This is a genomic window from Roseibium sp. MMSF_3544 (assembly GCF_030732845.1).
Lineage (GTDB): Bacteria > Pseudomonadota > Alphaproteobacteria > Rhizobiales > Stappiaceae > Roseibium.
The window spans coordinates 16,812-32,752 of sequence record NZ_JASHKA010000035.1 but is presented as its reverse complement, the minus strand read 5'-3'; the positions used below and the strand labels follow the sequence as shown (position 1 = coordinate 32,752).

The following is a 15,941-nucleotide window of genomic DNA, read 5'->3' as shown; positions in this document are numbered from 1 at the left end:
AGGAACACTGATTAATCCAGGGTACGGACAGAAATGGCTCTGCCTCTTACTTCTTCTCATGACAGTCCGCGTATTGGCCTTGCACTTGGCGGCGGCGGCGCGCGAGGTTTAGCGCATATCCCGGTCCTTGAGGCACTCGACGATATGGGGCTCAAACCGGTCCAGATTTCTGGAACGTCGATCGGTGCGATCCTCGGAGCAGCGTATGCAAGCGGACGGAGCGGTGAGGAGATCCGGCAAATCGCACTGGAAATATTCGCTGACCGGAACAGCGTTCTATCCAGGGTGTGGCAGCTGCGGCCACGGCGCTTTACCGAAATGTTCCGGCCCGGTCTCGTCCAGTTTGATCCCGAACGCGTTCTGGAGGTTTTCGTCGCCGACTATCTTCCCAATCGTTTCGAGGACCTGGAAATTCCACTGCGCCTTCTGGCGACGGACTTTTTCGGTTGCACGGAGGTGGATTTCGAATCCGGCCCGCTTCTGCCGGCTCTCGCAGCGTCGATTGCAATCCCGGCCCTGTTTCGTCCTGTGCGCCACGGAGACCGCTTTCTTGTGGATGGGGGTGTCGTCAATCCGCTCCCGTTCGAGGGCATGCGTGCCAATTGTGACATCGTCATCGCCGTCGATGTTGTGGGCGCGCCGGTTCCAAGGCCCGAGAAGTCCGACATCAACATGCTGGATTCCCTCTTCGGCTCCGCACAGATCCTCATGCAGACCATCACAACTCAAAAACTCAAGATGGAACAACCGGATATTCTGGTTCGTCCGCCCCATGACACCGTCCGGGTTCTCGATTTCATGAAAGCAGAAAAAATTCTGGACCGGGCTGAATCCTTGCGAACAACAACAAGAGAACAACTAACTAGATTGATAAAAGAGCCCGTAGAGATCACCTGATTGTGATCTAAGTAAATTTGTCCAGATAGCCCGTTTATATTGGGCTCGTTTTTGAAATTAATAAACTTTTAATAAAATCCTGAAATCCTATTCTTGATATTTTAGGGATGGACCAATGCGGACTTCGGGATCTACAGACTTGGAGAATTGCCCGGTATCTGAAGACCTGCTCAAGCGGTTGCTGGACGCAACACTCTCCGCGGGCTCGGACCTTGGCGCCCAATTGCCTGAACCACAGCGCGCGGCGCTGGCAGTCTATTGCTACCGCAGGTCTCATTTGCGCCGTCTGGGTCTTTCCCTTGCCGCCCTTTGCAGCCGTTCTGCGCTGATGATGGAAGCCGGGCACGCCGGTGAACTCATCCACGTACAGGCTCAGGCCGGAGTCATGCATGACACTGACACTGCGAGCCGCCCCAAGGGAACGCGCGCACCTGTCAGCCTGCACGTGGTCTAACAGAGCAATTCGGGGCAGGTCCTTCCTCCCTCCTGCCCCCACCTGCGGCAACCGCCTCCGCACCGATCTGCGCTGGCCGGTTGCCTTTTCTTTCGATTTTCCTCGCGAGACGGGAAGAATCCCGCAATTGGCACGTGTTGCAGCCGATCCGGCTTGCCGTGGGCGATCTGGCCGCTAATATCACATAGAGGACCAGCAACAGGATCATGGCATCATGGCTTTCGCCGTTTCCGCCCTCGTCAAGGCCCTCAAAAGGGTATTAAGCCGCCGGCAAACCGCTGCAGTCGCAATCGGGTTGACGGCGATGGTTACGGCGGCACCGGCTCACGCCATCTGCCAGCTGATTGCCGAGGCGCCTTACAAGTCGCCTCAACCCGGTCAGGCGCGCGTGTGGAACGCGCAACTGGAGGCGGGGCAGATACAGATCCGCTATATCGGCCATTCGACTTTCGAGCTTGAGACGCCCGGTGGCGTGCGCATCGCGACCGACTATAACGACATTTACCGGCCGTTTCTGACGCCAACAGTCGCGACGATGAACGGCGCCCATTCAACCCACTATTCGTTGGCACCTGATCCGGAAATAGAACACCTGCTTTACGGATGGAACCCCAACGGCGGACCGATGGACCACGATCTGACGGTCGAAGACGTCCGCATCCGCAATATCCAGACAAACATCCGCGGTTGGGATGGCGAGACCCGGCGCCTCGGCAATTCCATTTTCATATTCGAGATCGCAGACTTGTGCGTCGCGCATCTCGGCCATCTGCATCACAGGTTGACGAAGGAAGACCTGACCCGGCTTGGCCAGATCGATATCGTGTTCGCCGCGATCGACAATTCATCGACACTGCGCCTCGACAGTCTCATGGATGTTCTGGGGAACATCGGGCCTGCCATGGTCATCCCGATGCATTTCCACTTTGCGGGCGCCCTGGATGCATTTATGGGCCGTGCGACGGAAGCCGGCTACACGATCGTCAGGGCGGAAATTCCGAAACTTGTGGTCAGCCGGGCCAGCCTTCCGGCGAAACCAACCGTTTACATCATGATGCCGGGCGGTGCGTGACCCTGCCGTTTCAGGCTCCGGCTTCAAACCTCAGAAAGATAACCTGGCTATCTCCCGCGCGGCGGCGGTCCACTTCTGAAAAGCCAGGGGGTATTTCCACGTCAGTATTGGAACGCTCTTCGAGGACGCAGGTCGCACCCGGCTTGAGCCAGTTGCCCGCTGCAGCCGAGACAAGAGCCTTTTCGCCCAATCCCTTGCCGTAAGGCGGGTCGGCGAAAACGAGGTCGAACGGATCAATTGTGCCCGTGGGTCCAAGCCGGGTCGCGTCTCGGCGAAAAATCTTCGCGACCCCGTTCAGTCCGAGCGTCTCCATGTTGCGGCGGATGACACCGCGGGCTTCGACGTTCTCTTCGATGAATGTGCAATGGCGGGCACCACGGCTGAGCGCTTCAAAACCAAGTGCGCCGGTTCCGGCGAAAAGGTCCAGAACCCGTGCATCCTCGACTTCCACATCGAGGCCATGCGCCAGGATATTGAATATCGTCTCACGCAAACGGTCGCTTGTTGGCCGTGTCGCCTGTGACTTCGGCGTGGCGAGTGCCGTGCCCTTGAAGCGACCGGCGACAATTCTCACGAGCGGTTGCCGCCGCGCGGACGCCCGCCACGGTCAGGTCTCTCGCTGCGGTCCTGACTGCCACGCCCGGTCCGGCTCTCCTGCTGCTTGTCTTCCACAAGGCCGTCTTCACTCCAGATCCGACGCTGAGGCGCCTGCCGCTCTTCTGCGAAATCCTTGCGCGGCTTCGGATTTGAGGTCATGCGGAAGCGGGAACGCGGCGAAACCTTTTCCTGCCTGGGTCCCGCGTTTTTTCGCTTTGCCTGTTTCTCGTCAGAGCGTGTGGCTTTTGCAGCCTTGCGGCGGTCGGTCTCGGACTTGCCTTCGCGCGCCGTCAGCCATTTTCCCTGGGCTGCCTCGCGACCGGCCGACTTGCGCGCGGGACCTTTCCCGCTGCCCTGCCGGCCTTCCCGCGCCTTTTTCGGCTTGTCCTGCTGCGGTTGATGAAAGATCGGCGCATCAAAATCCGCGCCGGCTTCACGGGCCAGCGTTTCACCGAGCTGATCCCGCAGGATCCGTCCACGGATTTCCCTGACATCGCCCTCCGGCAGGTCCATCAACTGGAAGGGGCCGTAGGAAATCCGGATAAGCCGGTTTACCGTGAGGCCGAGATGTTCAAGAACCCGTTTGACCTCGCGGTTCTTGCCTTCGCGAAGGCCGACGGTGATCCAGACATTGCCGCCCTGCTCCTTGTCGAGCGTGGCCTCGATCGCACCGTACAAAACCCCGTCTATGGCAATGCCGTCCGCAAGGCCGTCAAGATCAGCCTGGGCAATCTTGCCGAATGCGCGCACGCGGTAGCGACGCAGCCAGCCTGTCGAGGGAAGTTCAAGCACACGAGCGAGTCCACCATCGTTCGTGAGCAGCAGCAGTCCCTCGGTGTTGATGTCCAGCCTACCAACTGTCAGCACGCGCGGAAGCTCGTCGGGAAGCTTCTGGAATACGGTCGGCCTGCCTTCCGGGTCCTTGTTTGTCGTCACCAGCCCGCGGGGCTTGTGATAAAGCCAGAGGCGCGTGCGCTCTCTCGTCGGCAACGGCTCTCCGTCAACAAGCACCTTGTCGTTGCCCGTAACTGTGATCGCCGGTGTCGTCAGAACCTTGCCATTCAGCTCAACCCGTCCATTCTCGATCCAGGTTTCCGCCTCCCGGCGTGAGCAAAGACCCGCGCGGGCCATGACCTTGGCGATGCGTTCGCCGCGCTCGGCCGCATCGTCGCGAGGCTGGTTTGCAGGTGCCGGTCCCGCTTTCTTAGCAGCCGGCGGACCGGACCGCTTCTTGTCCGGCATAGATTTCGTGCGCCCGCGGCCTTTTGGCGTTTCAGGGCGTCTCGGAGATGATTTTCCTGTCGTCATGGGGGCGTCATAGCAGAGCTTGGCGGTTTCGGAAATCGCTTGTTGCCGCCCAATTCTGCAAGGGAGCTCTTTTCCTGGCGCATGGCGCGTGCGAAACAGGAACGCGAACCGACACGTAGCCACCTCGAACAAGCACAGGCATGACCGCTAACCGTCCCCCGTCCGATCAGGTCTCCTTCATGAGCATCGCCCTTGAAGAGGCGGAAGCAGCAGCAGCAAGGAACGAGGTGCCCGTCGGTGCCGTGATCGTCAAGGATGGAGACATTCTGGCGCGTGACGGCAACCGGACGCTGGAACTGAACGATCCGACCGCGCATGCCGAAATTCTGGTCATCCGGGCAGCCTGCGCCAAGCTAGACTCCCAGCGGCTGACCGGATGCGATCTTTATGTGACGCTCGAACCCTGCCCCATGTGCGCCGGCGCCATATCTTTTGCCCGCATCAGGCGGCTTTATTACGGTGCCGGCGACGAAAAGGGAGGCGGGGTCGATCATGGCACCCGGTTCTTTTTCCAGGCAAGCTGCCACCATGCGCCAGAGGTCTATTCCGGAATAGGCGAAACAGACTCCGCAAAACTGCTGAAAAGTTTTTTCTCCACCAGACGGTGATGACGGTCTCACGTTGCGCAAAAGCAACATCGACCGGGAATTGACCGCCGCAATGATGCTGAGATCGGTTTCCGTTAGCAATTTGTCATTCACCGCTTCCATAGTTGTGTCAGGGGCCATTGCGCAACTAAGGAGCAAGCCATGATTCGCTATTCTGTGCTCGGAGCCGTCACCGGTCTTATTGCCGCTGCCACTCCGCTCCAGGCCGCTGACCTGCCGGTAGCGCCGGAGCCCGTCGATTACCTGCGGATCTGCGACGCTTACGGCGCGCGCTTCTATTACATCCCGGGCACCGAGACGTGTCTTCGCGTGCGCGGCCGGGTGCGCACCGAATTCCGCGTCCGGAACTTCGGTGAGGCGCAAAACAGCTGGGGTGACCGTGACACCGACGGCTACCAGATGCGCTCCCGCGCTTATGTCTATCTCGATGCAAGGACCGCGACCCAATTCGGCACGCTGCGGGCCTTCTCCGAAATCTACATGCAGCAAACCAATCAGAGAGCCGATTTCGAAATCGACAACGCCTTCATCCAGTGGGGCGGCCTGACGATGGGTTTCACGAATTCCAATTTCGACTTCTTCACCGGATATGCCTTTGACGTCCAGATCGAAAGCTACTCGGATCAATCGATCAACCAGGTCGCCTATACCTACGCATTCGGTGACGGCTTCAACGCAACGATTGCCGTTGAGGACCGTTCCAACCGTGAATTGGGCATCGCCTTGAATGGCAGCACGCTTGACTACGGTGGAACCCGCATGCCGGACATCGTAGGCGCGCTCGGGCTCAGCCAGGCGTGGGGCAGTGCCCAGGTCATGGGTGCGCTGCATCAGGTCTATCCGAACGCGTTCTACAACGGCACAACCGGCAGCTCGGAGGACGAACTCGGCTTTGCCGTTGGTGCCGGTGTTGAACTCAACTTCGGCGGTCTTGCCAACGGGGGCCGCGTTGCCCTTCAGGGCGTCTATACGGACGGTGCCAGCTCATATGGCTCCACCGGCTGGATCAGCCAGATCACGGATGCCGTGTGGGATGGCAACAGCACCGAAACGACCAAAACCTGGAACGTCTCCGGGGGTGTCAGCCTTGGGGTGACCGACACGGTCGAGGTCAATCTCGAGGGTGGTTATCACACCGTCGACGCTGGTACGGATGCCTACGATTTCACGCAATGGAGCGTGACGGGTAACGTAGTCTGGGAGCCGTACTCCGGATTCATCATCGGACCGGAGCTTCAGTATCGGGATCTCGACTTCAACTCGGCCTCAGGCCTCGACGATACCTACCAGCTCTTCGGTACAATCCGGATGCAGAAGTCCTTCTAGGGTCGGACCAAACGCTCCGGGTCTCGGTATGAACCATAGTGACCCGGAGCTTTGTTTTCACGGTTGAATTTCGGCCCAGTTCTCCTGAACCGAGTTCCAAAGGCCCCTCTTCCACAAATCGCCATGGCCGGCGCCTTCTAAGATCAGTAGCTCCTTGGGCTCCGGCGCGATCTCGAACAGTTTGCGGCCGTGCTCGACGGGAATGACCCTGTCTTCAGTCCCGTGAATGACCAGGACAGGCGCTTCGACACTTGCGATGCGGTCACGAGTCTTCATCGGATCCTTCATCAGAAGGTTGACGGGGAGCCATGGATATTGCTCTGCGGCCATGTCGACGAGCGCCGTGTAAGGGGCTTCCAGCACCAGAAGCCCGACATCGGGACGGACAGCGGCAACTGCGGTTGCGATGCCGGTTCCCAGGCTCTCGCCATGGACAATCACGGGCGCTCCTGATGCCGACAATGTGTCGTAGACCTCAAGCGCATCCGAGATCAGGGCAGCTTCGGAGGGACTGCCCTCACTCCCGGCATAGCCGCGGTGGGTCGGCGCATAAAGGCCATAGCCGCTGTCGAGGATCTGCCGGAACCGTTCCGAACGGTTGGACAAATTGCTGGAGTTGCCGTGAAAATAAAGAACGGTCGGAGCTCCTTCTATCGAAGGGTCTGCCGCCCAGGCGGTGATCCTGGTTCCATCCGCCATTTCAACCAGTTCGACGGAAACATTTTCGAGGCCTCTTTCTTCCGGTGTCATCAGTTCACCGGTCGGTACGAAAACGAAATTGCGCTGGTTAAGATACATAAAGCCCGCAGCCATGCCGTACGCGATTGCGACGATCACGGCCAGTTTCACGAGCCATCGTCCCGACTTCGCCCAAAAGCCGGATGACTTGTGTTCAGTTGTCCCTGCCCTGCCGGTTTCGGCATCGGCCATTTCGTACTCCTTTTCACGAAATTCAATAGACGGTACGCGAGGCAGGCCCTGGCCGATCAGCTTTTCACCATTACTTGCGGCCAAAGAGCTTTTCGATGTCCGTTAGCTTGAGCTCAACCCAGGTCGGTCTGCCGTGATTGCATTGCCCTGATTTGGGGGTGGCCTCCATGTCCCGCAAGAGCGCATCCATTTCTTCTGCGCGCATGCGGCGCCCAGCCCGGACCGAGCCATGGCACGCCATCGTTGCGGCGACGTGGTCGAGTTTTTCCTGAAGACCGTCAGCCGTTTCCCACTCGGCAAGTTCATCTGCGAGATTGCGCACCATGCTCTGAATGTCCATGTCGCCGAGAAGCGCCGGTGTTTCCCTGACAGCAACAGCACCCGGACCAAAGGCTTCCAGAACCAGACCGGCCTGCTCCAGGTCGCCAGCCTTCTCGGCAAGGCGAAGCGCGTCTTCCTCGGTCAATTCCACGATTTCGGGAATCAGCAGGATCTGGCGGGGAACCTCGTTCTTCGCCAGCGCGTCCTTCAACCGCTCATAGACCAGGCGTTCATGGGCCGCATGCTGGTCGACAATGACAACGCCATCCTCCGTTTGGGCAATGATGTAGGTCTCGTGAACCTGAGCCCGCGCTGCACCAAGGGGCAACTGCGTTTTTTCCTGTTCAACCGGGACCTCGTTTGCCCTTGCGTCTGCGGACGGAACGGCCAGACCGGAAAACCCGTTTTGTGTCTCGTAGGCCGGTTGAGCCGCCTCGGCAAAACCTGGCTGGGGTTCGCCATCTGGATCAAGCGGGCGAAAAACGTCGGGGTTCCAGCGAGGCGCTGCTTCCTGGCGCGCATATGCAGTTGACGCGCCCATACCGTTTGCGGTGCGCATGTGCTCGGCCGAGGCAAGGCCACCGGCAGGCGGCGCCTGAAATCCGGCCCCGTGCGAGCGAAGAGCGTCGAGGGCAACAGCCGCATTCGAAGTTGAAGACCTGTGCCCTGCCTGAACGAGCGCCTGCTTGATCGCTCCGACAAGCAGGCCGCGCACAAGCTGGGAATCGCGAAAGCGAACGTCTGCCTTGGCCGGGTGAACGTTGACATCCACCTGAGTCGGATCGAGGTCAATGAAGAGAACGACAACGGGGTGCCTGTCTCTCGCAAGCACATCCGCATATGCCCCGCGCAGACCGGAGAGCAGCAGCTTGTCCTTGACCGGCCGCCCGTTGACGAAAAAAAACTGATGCTGGGCATTGCCCCGATGGTGGGTGGGCAGACCGGCAAATCCGCTCAACCGGACGCCTTCACGTCCGGCATCGATCTCCATAGCATTGTCCACGAAATCCTGTCCGAGGATCTGGGCAATGCGCGCCAGATGCGGCTCGCTGCCTCTGGCCGCCGGCCAGCTTTGGGGCTGGCGGTCGGCGCCTGAGAGGGCAAAACCGATATCGGGATAAGCGAGCGCAATCCGCTTGACGATTTCGGTGATTGCCGAGGCTTCGGCGCGGTCCGACTTCAGGAACTTAAGCCTTGCTGGCGTGGCAAAGAAAAGGTCTCGGACTTCAACCTGCGTCCCTCGTGCCCGCGCGGCGGGAACCAGCGGCTGTTCCTTGCCGCCTTCCACGGCAATCGCCCAGGCGTGGTCCTCGTCCGCATGCCGGGTCTGGATCAAAAGCCTGGCGACAGACCCGATCGACGGCAACGCCTCGCCGCGAAACCCGAGCGTTCGGATATCAAAGAGATCATTGTCTGATATCTTGGAAGTGCAATGCCGGCGGATGGCAAGCCTGAGATCGTCCTGGCGCATGCCCTCGCCATCATCGGCAACGCGCATGAGGGTCTTACCGCCGGCTGCGGTCGTGATCTCGATGTTGCGCGCTCCGGCGTCGACAGCATTCTCAACCAGTTCCTTGATCACGCTGGCGGGCCGTTCGATCACTTCGCCGGCTGCGATCTGGTTGATCACCTTTTCGCCAAGTTGCCTGACCTGCATGAATGTCCCTTTACTCGGTTTCCCCCCGAGCCCTGTTCCTATATGGTCCGCGCCGAGTCTGTCTCGATTCTTTTGCAAGCTTACCAGATCAATCTCAATCCGAGTGACCCTCCATGACCGTTTCTGCACCGCTTCTCATTGACGGGCTTCGCGCCGTTGCTCCCTTGTACAAGGGGATCCTGTGCGACGTCTGGGGCGTGTTGCACAATGGCATTGCCGCGTTTGAAGATGCGCACAAGGCCTTGCGCGCCTACCGCGAGGAAACCGGTGGCAAAGTTGTGCTCATAACCAACGCGCCGCGCCCGGCCAAACAGGTCGGCGAGATGCTGGCAAAACTTGGGGTTCCCGAAGAAGCTTATGACGACATCGTCACTTCCGGCGACGTGACACGGGAAATTCTGGAAGCACAGGGCGACAAGACGCTGTTGCATATCGGTCCAAACAGGGATCAGCCGCTTTACTGGAACCTGGAGGCGACCTTCACGTCCAACGACGAAGAGGCCGACGCTATCAGTTGCACGGGTCTCGTGGACGATGAGCGTGAAACACCAGACGACTACCGGGACCGCCTGCAGAAACTGGCAGATCGCGGCCTTCTGATGATCTGCGCCAATCCGGACATTGTCGTTGAACGGGGCGACCGGCTGGTCTGGTGTGCCGGTGCACTGGCCCGGCTTTATGAAGACCTGGGCGGCGATGTTGCCATTTTGGGCAAGCCTCATGCCCCTATCTATCATGCCGCTCTGAAACGGCTGGAAGCACTTCACGGCGCGCCGGTCGCCAAGGAGGATGTTCTTGCCATCGGCGACGGGCTTCCGACCGATATTCGTGGCGCCGTGTCTCAGGATATCGACGTGTTGTTCATCACGGCAGGCATCCATGCATCCGATTTCGGTCCAAGTGATGCGCCGGAAGAGCACCTGATCCGCAAACGCCTGATCGAAGAGGGCCTTCGCGCCCGCGCTGCACTACCGCGTCTCCGGTGGTGAACCCAAAAACGCCGAAACGGACTTCTTTTGACAGTCCTGAGCTTTTAAGGGGAGGCCCGATCCTCCGGATCTGCGGCAAAACGGAAACGGGCCCTCGAGAGGAGGACCCGTTGCGCCATCCGGTTTCGGACTAAATCCGACCGGAAATTTAGTCGAACAGTTTGTCGATGTCGGCCTGAACGTCCGTGAGCAAGGCGTCGATATCGTCCTGCGAGACGCCCTCGCCGGTATGCTGCGGCCCGTGCAGGATCAGCTCGCGCTTCCGGCGATCCTCTTCGCTTTCCTCAATCGCAGCGTCAAGTTCCTCGGGAATCCGAAGGTGCTCGATGAAAGACGACACGCGTTCGTCAATATAGTTCAGCGTCGTGACGACCTTTGAGATCCGCTGACCGGTAATGTCCTGGAAGGTGCAGGCCTCGAAGATGGAAATCATCTTGTTGCTGACCAGTTCCTGATACGCTTCGGCATCACTGGTGTCGGCCCCCATGATTTCTTCGGCAGCTTCCATGATGGTGTTGGTGGCGTCTTCGGTTGCTTCGACGATCGCGTCCAACTCCCGCCCGGCATCCGGGATCTTGTTGCCGGTCATGTCGTTTGCGCGCAACTGGGAGATTTCATCCTTCATGCGCGAGATTTCCTTGCCGATCAGCGTCAGCTCTTCCGTCACTGCCGGCTGTACCGCTGTCAGGAAATCGTGCATCGAACCGGACATGACTTCGGCAAGGTGCATGACGTCGGTCAAGGAGACCTCGCCATCGCGATTTTTGTTCTGTTCCAGGAAGTCGATGACGCGAGCCACGTTTTCCTGCTTCATGTTGGCCATGGAATTCGCCCCCCGAATGAAGCCTTCTCCAACATGCGGTTCGACATGGTTTGAACCGCACTTTCTTACGGGTTTGTTGTGCCGGCGAACGACCTGCCCCCCGGCAGGTCCCCCCGGACACCCGTAGCGTTCGGGCGGAGTTCCCCTTGTCGGGGCCCCGCCAGATGCATGAAATCAGTCGGAGAAGACGGCTTCGATCTTGCCTTTCAGCGTCTGAGCGTTGAATGGCTTCACGATATAGTTGTTCACGCCGGCCTTTTTCGCGGCAATGACGTTTTCCGTCTTGGATTCCGCGGTGACCATGATGAACGGGGTTTTGCTGAGACCCGAGTCGGACCGGACCTGCTTGAGCAGCTCGTAGCCGGTCATCGGCTCCATGTTCCAGTCGGAAATGACCAGGCCGTAGCGGCGCTGTTTCATTTTTTCCAGGGCTTCGGTACCGTCCGCAGCATCGTCGATGTCTTCGAAGCCGAGTTGCTTCAGCAAGTTGCGAATGATGCGAATCATCGTCTTGTAGTCATCGACCACGAGGACCGGCATCTGAAGATCAAGGGCCATTGTCTACTCCATACTGTCAATTAGCGCGGCCCCTGGCCGTGGGCCGGTGGAAACGCGATTTGACTCTGAAGGAGAGCGACACAATTCCTGTGTCCTCACCTCCCCACACCCGGCGTAATCTACCTGCTGGCCCTGAAAAGACCGTTAATTTCAGATTCTTTTTGTTCGCCGAAAGCACAATTGTCAGAAAACCTTAGGAGGCCTAGCGTCCCTCGCGGTGGGAAAAAAGAAAAAATCGGGCGGAAATTACAATGTTGGAATTGCGAACACTCTATTTCGAAGATCTGGAAACGGGAATGCAGGAAGAACTGGTCAAACACGTCAGTTCTTCTGACGTCGTCGGTTTTGCCGAAGTCTCCGGAGACCGCAATCCAATTCACCTGTCGGAACACTTCGCGGCCCGCACACCGTTCAAGACCCGTATCGCCCACGGCCTCTATACCGCCAGCCTCATTTCGGCGGTGCTCGGCACGCGCTTGCCGGGCCCCGGTGCGATTTACCTCTCGCAGACGCTGAACTTCAAGGCGCCGGTAAAGATCGGTGACGACGTCAAGGTTACGGTAACGGTGGAAGAACTCATGGAACGGGGCAACCGCGCACGACTGTCCTGTATCTGCAGCGTGGACGACACGATCGTTCTGGAAGGTGAGGCCCTGGTCAAGGTGCCCAGCCGCGGCGACGACAGATCGCGTCTTTGACAAAGCTCTGCGCCCTTGACGTTTTCACGTGTAAGCGGCAGGTTCCCCGCCAGCGTCGGCAACGCTCCCATTAGGAGCGTTTGTCCTGTCTGCCGATTCCTGAAGAGCCGTCCCGGCCGATAGATTGCACGAAGGTCTGCTGCATGAGCCCGTCTCCGTCCTCAAGGTTCTTGTATGTTGAAAACCTTGAAGCCTTTCCCGAAGAGCTGAAGGGCGGAATTGTTGCAATCGGCAATTTCGACGGCGTGCATCGGGGACATCGGGCTGTGCTGGATGCTGCACTCGGTCTCGGCCGTGGAACCCATCATCCCGTCTTTGCGATGAGCTTCGAGCCGCACCCGCGCACGGTGTTTAATCCGTCGAAGCCCGTTTACCGCCTCACTCCGCCGCCACTCAAGGTCGAGATGCTGAAGGTGTGCGACTTGGACGGGGCACTTATCCTGCCGTTCACAAAGGACTTTGCCGGGATCGAGGCAAACGTCTTCGTGGAAGACATCCTCATAAACACGCTCGACATTTCACACGCGGTGACGGGATACGACTTTCACTTCGGCAAAGCCCGCAAGGGAACACCTGACTTCCTGCGTGCCGCAGGCGCCGACTATGGCTTCGGCGTTACGATCGTCCAGCGGGAGGAGGATGAAGGCGCAGAAGTGATCTCGTCCACCCGCATCCGGGATTGTCTGAAAACAGGAGACATTGCGCAGGCCAACGCGCTTCTCGGATACCGGTGGTTTTTCGACGCGACGGTCGAACACGGCAACAAGCGCGGCCGGGATCTCGGCTATCCGACAGCCAACTTGCACCTGGACGAAGGGTGCCCGTTGCTCAGCGGTATTTACGCCGTGAAGGTGAAGACGGAAGACGGCTGGTATGACGGCGTTGCCAGCTATGGGCGGCGCCCGACATTCGACAACGGTTCCGTTGTCTTCGAAGTCTTTCTGTTCGATTTTTCAGGCGATCTCTACGGCAAGACGCTCAGGGTGCACCTTGTGTCCTATCTCCGCGGTGAAGAGAAGTTCGAGACGGCCGATGCACTGGTCGCGCAGATGGATCGTGACAGCGAAGAAGCGCGTGCAGCGCTGCAGTCCCTTCAGCCGCTGTCGGAAATAGACATGAAACTTCTGGATCTTGCCACGTGACACGAAGCAGCGCCGGGGCTGCGGTCGAGCAAAACCCTTTGCAGGCAATTTTCCTGATGACATCGGCGATGCTGATCGTTCCGATCATGGACATCATCGCGAAGTACCTGTCGGCTTACATTCCCGCGCTTGAAATTACCTTCGGGCGATTTCTGTTTCAGTTCCTGATCTGTCTTGCCATTGCGCTTTTGACCGGCCGGATCACACGGCTCCGGGCAAGGCAACCGGTGGTCAATGCCGTCCGAGGCATACTGCTTGCCATTGCCTCGCTCAGCTTCTTCACCGCAGTCAAATACATGTCCGTGGCGACAGCGATTTCAATCTTCTTCATCGAGCCGATGATCCTGACTGTTCTGGCGGCGCTGATTTTGAAAGAACAGGTCGGCATTCGCAGGATCGGTGCCATTCTGGTCGGATTGCTCGGCGCCATCATCATCTTGCGGCCCAATCTGGCAGAGATCGGGTTGGTCAGCCTGTTGCCGGTCTTCACCGCAATCGTGTTCGCGTTCTATCTCCTCATCAACAAGCTTTATCCGGTCGAAGACGACCTGCTCACAATTCAATTCGGGGCCGGGCTCTCCGGTGCCGTGCTGTTGGGTAGCGCGTTGCTGATCGGTTCACTTGGCTCATTTGAGGGCTATGAATTCGTGATCCCGTCCGGACCGCAAACCGGGTGGATGGTCCTCATCGGTTTCATTTCCTTTGCCGCCCACGGCCTTGTCGTCGCCGCGTTTCAACGCGGCAACGCCAGCCTGCTGGCACCGCTGCAATATGTTGAAATCGTCAGCGCCACGCTCTTCGGCTATCTCGTTTTTTCCGATTTTCCCGACGGCCCGACCTGGATCGGCATCGCGCTCATCATCGGCAGCGGGCTTTACATCACCCACCGCGAACGAAAGCGGAAACTGAAACATCAGACTGAAACCGTTCCGGAGATATGACCCTGTTTTTCCGACGGTGTGCTCGCAAGCGGCAGCATCTGCATGCGGCGCATGCCGAGATAAAGTACAATCGCCGGCAGCAAGGGCGCAATCGGCAGGCCGAGCAGAATGGCAAAGGGTGCCGTTGACGCCGACAGGCCGATGACCAGCGCAAGCAACACTTTTTCATAAGGAAAAAAGCCGTCCTTCAGTCCGTCCCGGATGAGGAAGGCGCATGGTATGACCAGCAGCGTCAGGTCATAAGACAGGGCAAATGGCGTCACGAGCAGGGTGCCGCAGACAAGAACCGAAGCCCGTACGGCCATGTCGGTGGTTCCACGCCAGACTTTCCAAACGCACACCAACGCGCCGAATGCGAACAGTGCCTGAATGGCCATGGCAGGCGCATGCCCGAGGCCGAACTGGCGGAAGCTGCTGTAGACCGAGATCATCTTGCCCCACTCGACACCACCAAGTTCCATCATCGCCGACGCGACCGGTGCCTGATGCCAGAACACCTGCCAGACGCCGATCCCGAGCACGGCAACGCTCAGGGCTGCAAAGGCAAGTGTCGTAACCGAGGCGCTGAGAAAGGTTCGCCAGTTGAGGCTCGCGATGAGCGCGATCGGCGCCAGGATCCCGAGTTGAGGCTTGATGGTCAAAAGGCCGAGCGCAATTCCGGCCAGGAACAGTTTCTGCCGCTCGACACCTACAAGAAAAAACCCGTATAGCGCAGCGGTCAGCGCAGCGTTCTGACCGTGAAAGGCGTTGTTGGCGCAAGCCGGAATGATGATCAGGCAGAGCGCGAACAGCCAGTTGCCCGTGATCAGACGGCACGCGACGCACAGAAGGGCGGTGGTCGAAAGGATGAAAGCAGCAAAGGCTGCCTTGTAGGGAAGCAGCGCATAGACACTTTGCAGGAGCTGGAACATCGGCGGATAGAAGAACCCGAACACCGTGTCGGAGCCCGACAACTCTGCCTGAAGCGCGGAAAAGTCGGCCGGAACATAGACGATTTCAGGTGTTCCGGCGAGAACCTGCCGGCCTGCTAGCCAGAAGCTCAGATAATCCATCAGCAGGGTGCCGCTGGGGGCTCCGAAGGAATTGGGCATGAGAAGCAGCCAGATGAGACCGAGACTGATACCGATTGCAGAGCACAGGCTTGCAAAGCCGATGCGGTCCCAGGTCAACCAGTCACCGGAGCGGACACCGCGCTCCCAAAGGCCGCGGTCCGGATCCGCCGGCGGTGCTGCCTCGTGTCCGTCCTTGTGCGTTATCGTCATGTCGCCGATGCCACTCTTGCCCTGTTCTTGTCTGATAAGAGTGCATACACGGGACTTGTCTATTTTCGGTTACCGTGCGTTTCGCACGGCACGCTTCCAGCCATTTTCCGCTGGTCTTCAACGTTAGTGAGCCGGAACGCAAAGCAGAAAGGCGCGCGCCTTCAGATGCATCGGCGGTAAATCGAAGCTTTCTCTTTATTCACGCGACAAGTGCTGCTATGTCCCATGCCATGCTCGACACGGACCTCATATTCATCGGTTTTGAGATGAACGCGATCACGCGAATTACCAGCCCGGCCTTCGGCTGACGCGAACACCGCGGCGCCAGGGTCCGGGATCTCCCTGTTTTTTGCTGCCT

At 58.8% G+C, this 15,941-nt stretch carries 16 protein-coding genes; 9 read left to right on the top strand and 7 right to left on the bottom strand.

Annotation, left to right across the window (positions count from 1 at the left end; translation table 11 throughout):
- The first annotated feature begins 33 nt into the window (after window positions 1-33).
- From RBB47_RS28825 to RBB47_RS28815, 3 genes are all read left to right on the top strand, one after another.
- Complete coding sequence (locus tag RBB47_RS28825; protein ID WP_305989384.1) at window positions 34-897, top strand: patatin-like phospholipase family protein; 864 nt, start codon at window positions 34-36, stop codon at window positions 895-897.
- 115 nt (window positions 898-1,012) lie between these two features.
- Entirely contained in the window at window positions 1,013-1,351 is a 339-nt protein-coding gene (locus tag RBB47_RS28820) for a hypothetical protein (RefSeq protein ID WP_305989383.1), read from the top strand.
- Window positions 1,352-1,565: 214 nt separating this feature from the next.
- The gene (locus tag RBB47_RS28815; RefSeq protein ID WP_305989382.1) at window positions 1,566-2,423 is read left to right on the top strand and encodes an MBL fold metallo-hydrolase; all 858 of its coding nucleotides are present in this window, start codon (window positions 1,566-1,568) and stop codon (window positions 2,421-2,423) included.
- Window positions 2,424-2,433: 10 nt separating this feature from the next.
- Here RBB47_RS28815 and rsmD read toward each other — a convergent pair whose 3' ends face one another.
- Both rsmD and RBB47_RS28805 read right to left on the bottom strand, forming a co-directional pair.
- Window positions 2,434-2,997: a 16S rRNA (guanine(966)-N(2))-methyltransferase RsmD gene (gene rsmD, locus RBB47_RS28810; RefSeq protein ID WP_305989381.1), complete on the bottom strand. Its 564-nt coding sequence runs from the start codon at window positions 2,995-2,997 to the stop codon at window positions 2,434-2,436.
- Window positions 2,994-4,262, bottom strand: coding sequence for a pseudouridine synthase (locus RBB47_RS28805; protein WP_305989380.1), 1,269 nt, complete (start codon window positions 4,260-4,262; stop codon window positions 2,994-2,996). The genes rsmD and RBB47_RS28805 overlap by 4 nt, the downstream gene beginning before the upstream one ends.
- Before the next feature lie 206 nt (window positions 4,263-4,468).
- Between RBB47_RS28805 and RBB47_RS28800 the strand changes: the two genes are divergently transcribed.
- Window positions 4,469-4,936, top strand: coding sequence for a nucleoside deaminase (locus RBB47_RS28800; RefSeq protein WP_305989379.1), 468 nt, complete (start codon window positions 4,469-4,471; stop codon window positions 4,934-4,936).
- A 141-nt stretch (window positions 4,937-5,077) separates the two neighbouring features.
- Window positions 5,078-6,262, top strand: coding sequence for a porin (locus RBB47_RS28795; protein ID WP_305989378.1), 1,185 nt, complete (start codon window positions 5,078-5,080; stop codon window positions 6,260-6,262).
- A gap of 57 nt (window positions 6,263-6,319) precedes the next feature.
- Here RBB47_RS28795 and RBB47_RS28790 read toward each other — a convergent pair whose 3' ends face one another.
- Both RBB47_RS28790 and mutL read right to left on the bottom strand, forming a co-directional pair.
- The gene (locus RBB47_RS28790) at window positions 6,320-7,192 is read right to left on the bottom strand and encodes an alpha/beta hydrolase (RefSeq protein ID WP_305989377.1); all 873 of its coding nucleotides are present in this window, start codon (window positions 7,190-7,192) and stop codon (window positions 6,320-6,322) included.
- 70 nt (window positions 7,193-7,262) lie between these two features.
- Window positions 7,263-9,170 carry a DNA mismatch repair endonuclease MutL gene (mutL, locus tag RBB47_RS28785; protein ID WP_305989376.1) on the bottom strand — a complete coding sequence of 636 codons (1,908 nt, stop codon included), beginning with the start codon at window positions 9,168-9,170 and terminating at the stop codon, window positions 7,263-7,265.
- A gap of 113 nt (window positions 9,171-9,283) precedes the next feature.
- Between mutL and RBB47_RS28780 the strand changes: the two genes are divergently transcribed.
- The gene (locus RBB47_RS28780; RefSeq protein WP_305989375.1) at window positions 9,284-10,159 is read left to right on the top strand and encodes a TIGR01459 family HAD-type hydrolase; all 876 of its coding nucleotides are present in this window, start codon (window positions 9,284-9,286) and stop codon (window positions 10,157-10,159) included.
- Between the two features lie 148 nt (window positions 10,160-10,307).
- On the opposite strand, the gene RBB47_RS28775 is transcribed toward RBB47_RS28780, so the two are convergent.
- Together RBB47_RS28775 and RBB47_RS28770 are read right to left on the bottom strand one after the other, a co-directional pair.
- The gene (locus tag RBB47_RS28775; RefSeq protein WP_305989374.1) at window positions 10,308-10,982 is read right to left on the bottom strand and encodes a protein phosphatase CheZ; all 675 of its coding nucleotides are present in this window, start codon (window positions 10,980-10,982) and stop codon (window positions 10,308-10,310) included.
- 174 nt (window positions 10,983-11,156) lie between these two features.
- Window positions 11,157-11,540 (bottom strand): response regulator, encoded by a 384-nt coding sequence (locus RBB47_RS28770; protein ID WP_103221220.1) that lies wholly within the window; start codon window positions 11,538-11,540, stop codon window positions 11,157-11,159.
- A 251-nt stretch (window positions 11,541-11,791) separates the two neighbouring features.
- On the opposite strand from RBB47_RS28770, the gene RBB47_RS28765 reads away from it, so the two are divergent.
- The 3 genes from RBB47_RS28765 to RBB47_RS28755 all read left to right on the top strand — a co-directional run bounded on the left by RBB47_RS28765 (window position 11,792) and on the right by RBB47_RS28755 (window position 14,321).
- Window positions 11,792-12,238 carry a MaoC family dehydratase gene (locus tag RBB47_RS28765; RefSeq protein ID WP_305989373.1) on the top strand — a complete coding sequence of 149 codons (447 nt, stop codon included), beginning with the start codon at window positions 11,792-11,794 and terminating at the stop codon, window positions 12,236-12,238.
- Between the two features lie 143 nt (window positions 12,239-12,381).
- Window positions 12,382-13,380, top strand: a complete 999-nt coding sequence (locus RBB47_RS28760) for a bifunctional riboflavin kinase/FAD synthetase (protein WP_305989372.1) — start codon at window positions 12,382-12,384, stop codon at window positions 13,378-13,380.
- The gene (locus RBB47_RS28755) at window positions 13,377-14,321 is read left to right on the top strand and encodes a DMT family transporter (protein ID WP_305989371.1); all 945 of its coding nucleotides are present in this window, start codon (window positions 13,377-13,379) and stop codon (window positions 14,319-14,321) included. The genes RBB47_RS28760 and RBB47_RS28755 overlap by 4 nt, the downstream gene beginning before the upstream one ends.
- Here the strand turns inward: RBB47_RS28755 and RBB47_RS28750 are convergent.
- On the bottom strand, window positions 14,294-15,583 hold the full coding sequence (locus tag RBB47_RS28750; RefSeq protein ID WP_305989370.1) for a glycosyltransferase family 87 protein: 1,290 nt from the start codon (window positions 15,581-15,583) through the stop codon (window positions 14,294-14,296). The two genes, RBB47_RS28755 and RBB47_RS28750, sit on opposite strands and share 28 nt — an antisense overlap.
- Between the last annotated feature and the right edge of the window lie 358 nt (window positions 15,584-15,941).

What these genes read in the sequence shown, in the direction of transcription:
- RBB47_RS28800 (WP_305989379.1), top strand. Translation starts at nt 4,469, where the DNA reads ATGACCGCTAACCGTCCCCCGTCCGATCAGGTCTCCTTCATGAGCATC.
- RBB47_RS28780 (WP_305989375.1), top strand. Translation starts at nt 9,284, where the DNA reads ATGACCGTTTCTGCACCGCTTCTCATTGACGGGCTTCGCGCCGTTGCT.
- RBB47_RS28825 (WP_305989384.1), top strand. Translation starts at nt 34, where the DNA reads ATGGCTCTGCCTCTTACTTCTTCTCATGACAGTCCGCGTATTGGCCTT.
- RBB47_RS28770 (WP_103221220.1), bottom strand. Translation starts at nt 11,540, where the DNA reads ATGGCCCTTGATCTTCAGATGCCGGTCCTCGTGGTCGATGACTACAAG.
- RBB47_RS28790 (WP_305989377.1), bottom strand. Translation starts at nt 7,192, where the DNA reads ATGGCCGATGCCGAAACCGGCAGGGCAGGGACAACTGAACACAAGTCA.
- RBB47_RS28750 (WP_305989370.1), bottom strand. Translation starts at nt 15,583, where the DNA reads ATGACGATAACGCACAAGGACGGACACGAGGCAGCACCGCCGGCGGAT.
- RBB47_RS28775 (WP_305989374.1), bottom strand. Translation starts at nt 10,982, where the DNA reads ATGGCCAACATGAAGCAGGAAAACGTGGCTCGCGTCATCGACTTCCTG.
- RBB47_RS28815 (WP_305989382.1), top strand. Translation starts at nt 1,566, where the DNA reads ATGGCTTTCGCCGTTTCCGCCCTCGTCAAGGCCCTCAAAAGGGTATTA.
- RBB47_RS28795 (WP_305989378.1), top strand. Translation starts at nt 5,078, where the DNA reads ATGATTCGCTATTCTGTGCTCGGAGCCGTCACCGGTCTTATTGCCGCT.
- RBB47_RS28820 (WP_305989383.1), top strand. Translation starts at nt 1,013, where the DNA reads ATGCGGACTTCGGGATCTACAGACTTGGAGAATTGCCCGGTATCTGAA.
- mutL (WP_305989376.1), bottom strand. Translation starts at nt 9,170, where the DNA reads ATGCAGGTCAGGCAACTTGGCGAAAAGGTGATCAACCAGATCGCAGCC.
- RBB47_RS28805 (WP_305989380.1), bottom strand. Translation starts at nt 4,262, where the DNA reads ATGCCGGACAAGAAGCGGTCCGGTCCGCCGGCTGCTAAGAAAGCGGGA.
- RBB47_RS28760 (WP_305989372.1), top strand. Translation starts at nt 12,382, where the DNA reads ATGAGCCCGTCTCCGTCCTCAAGGTTCTTGTATGTTGAAAACCTTGAA.
- RBB47_RS28765 (WP_305989373.1), top strand. Translation starts at nt 11,792, where the DNA reads ATGTTGGAATTGCGAACACTCTATTTCGAAGATCTGGAAACGGGAATG.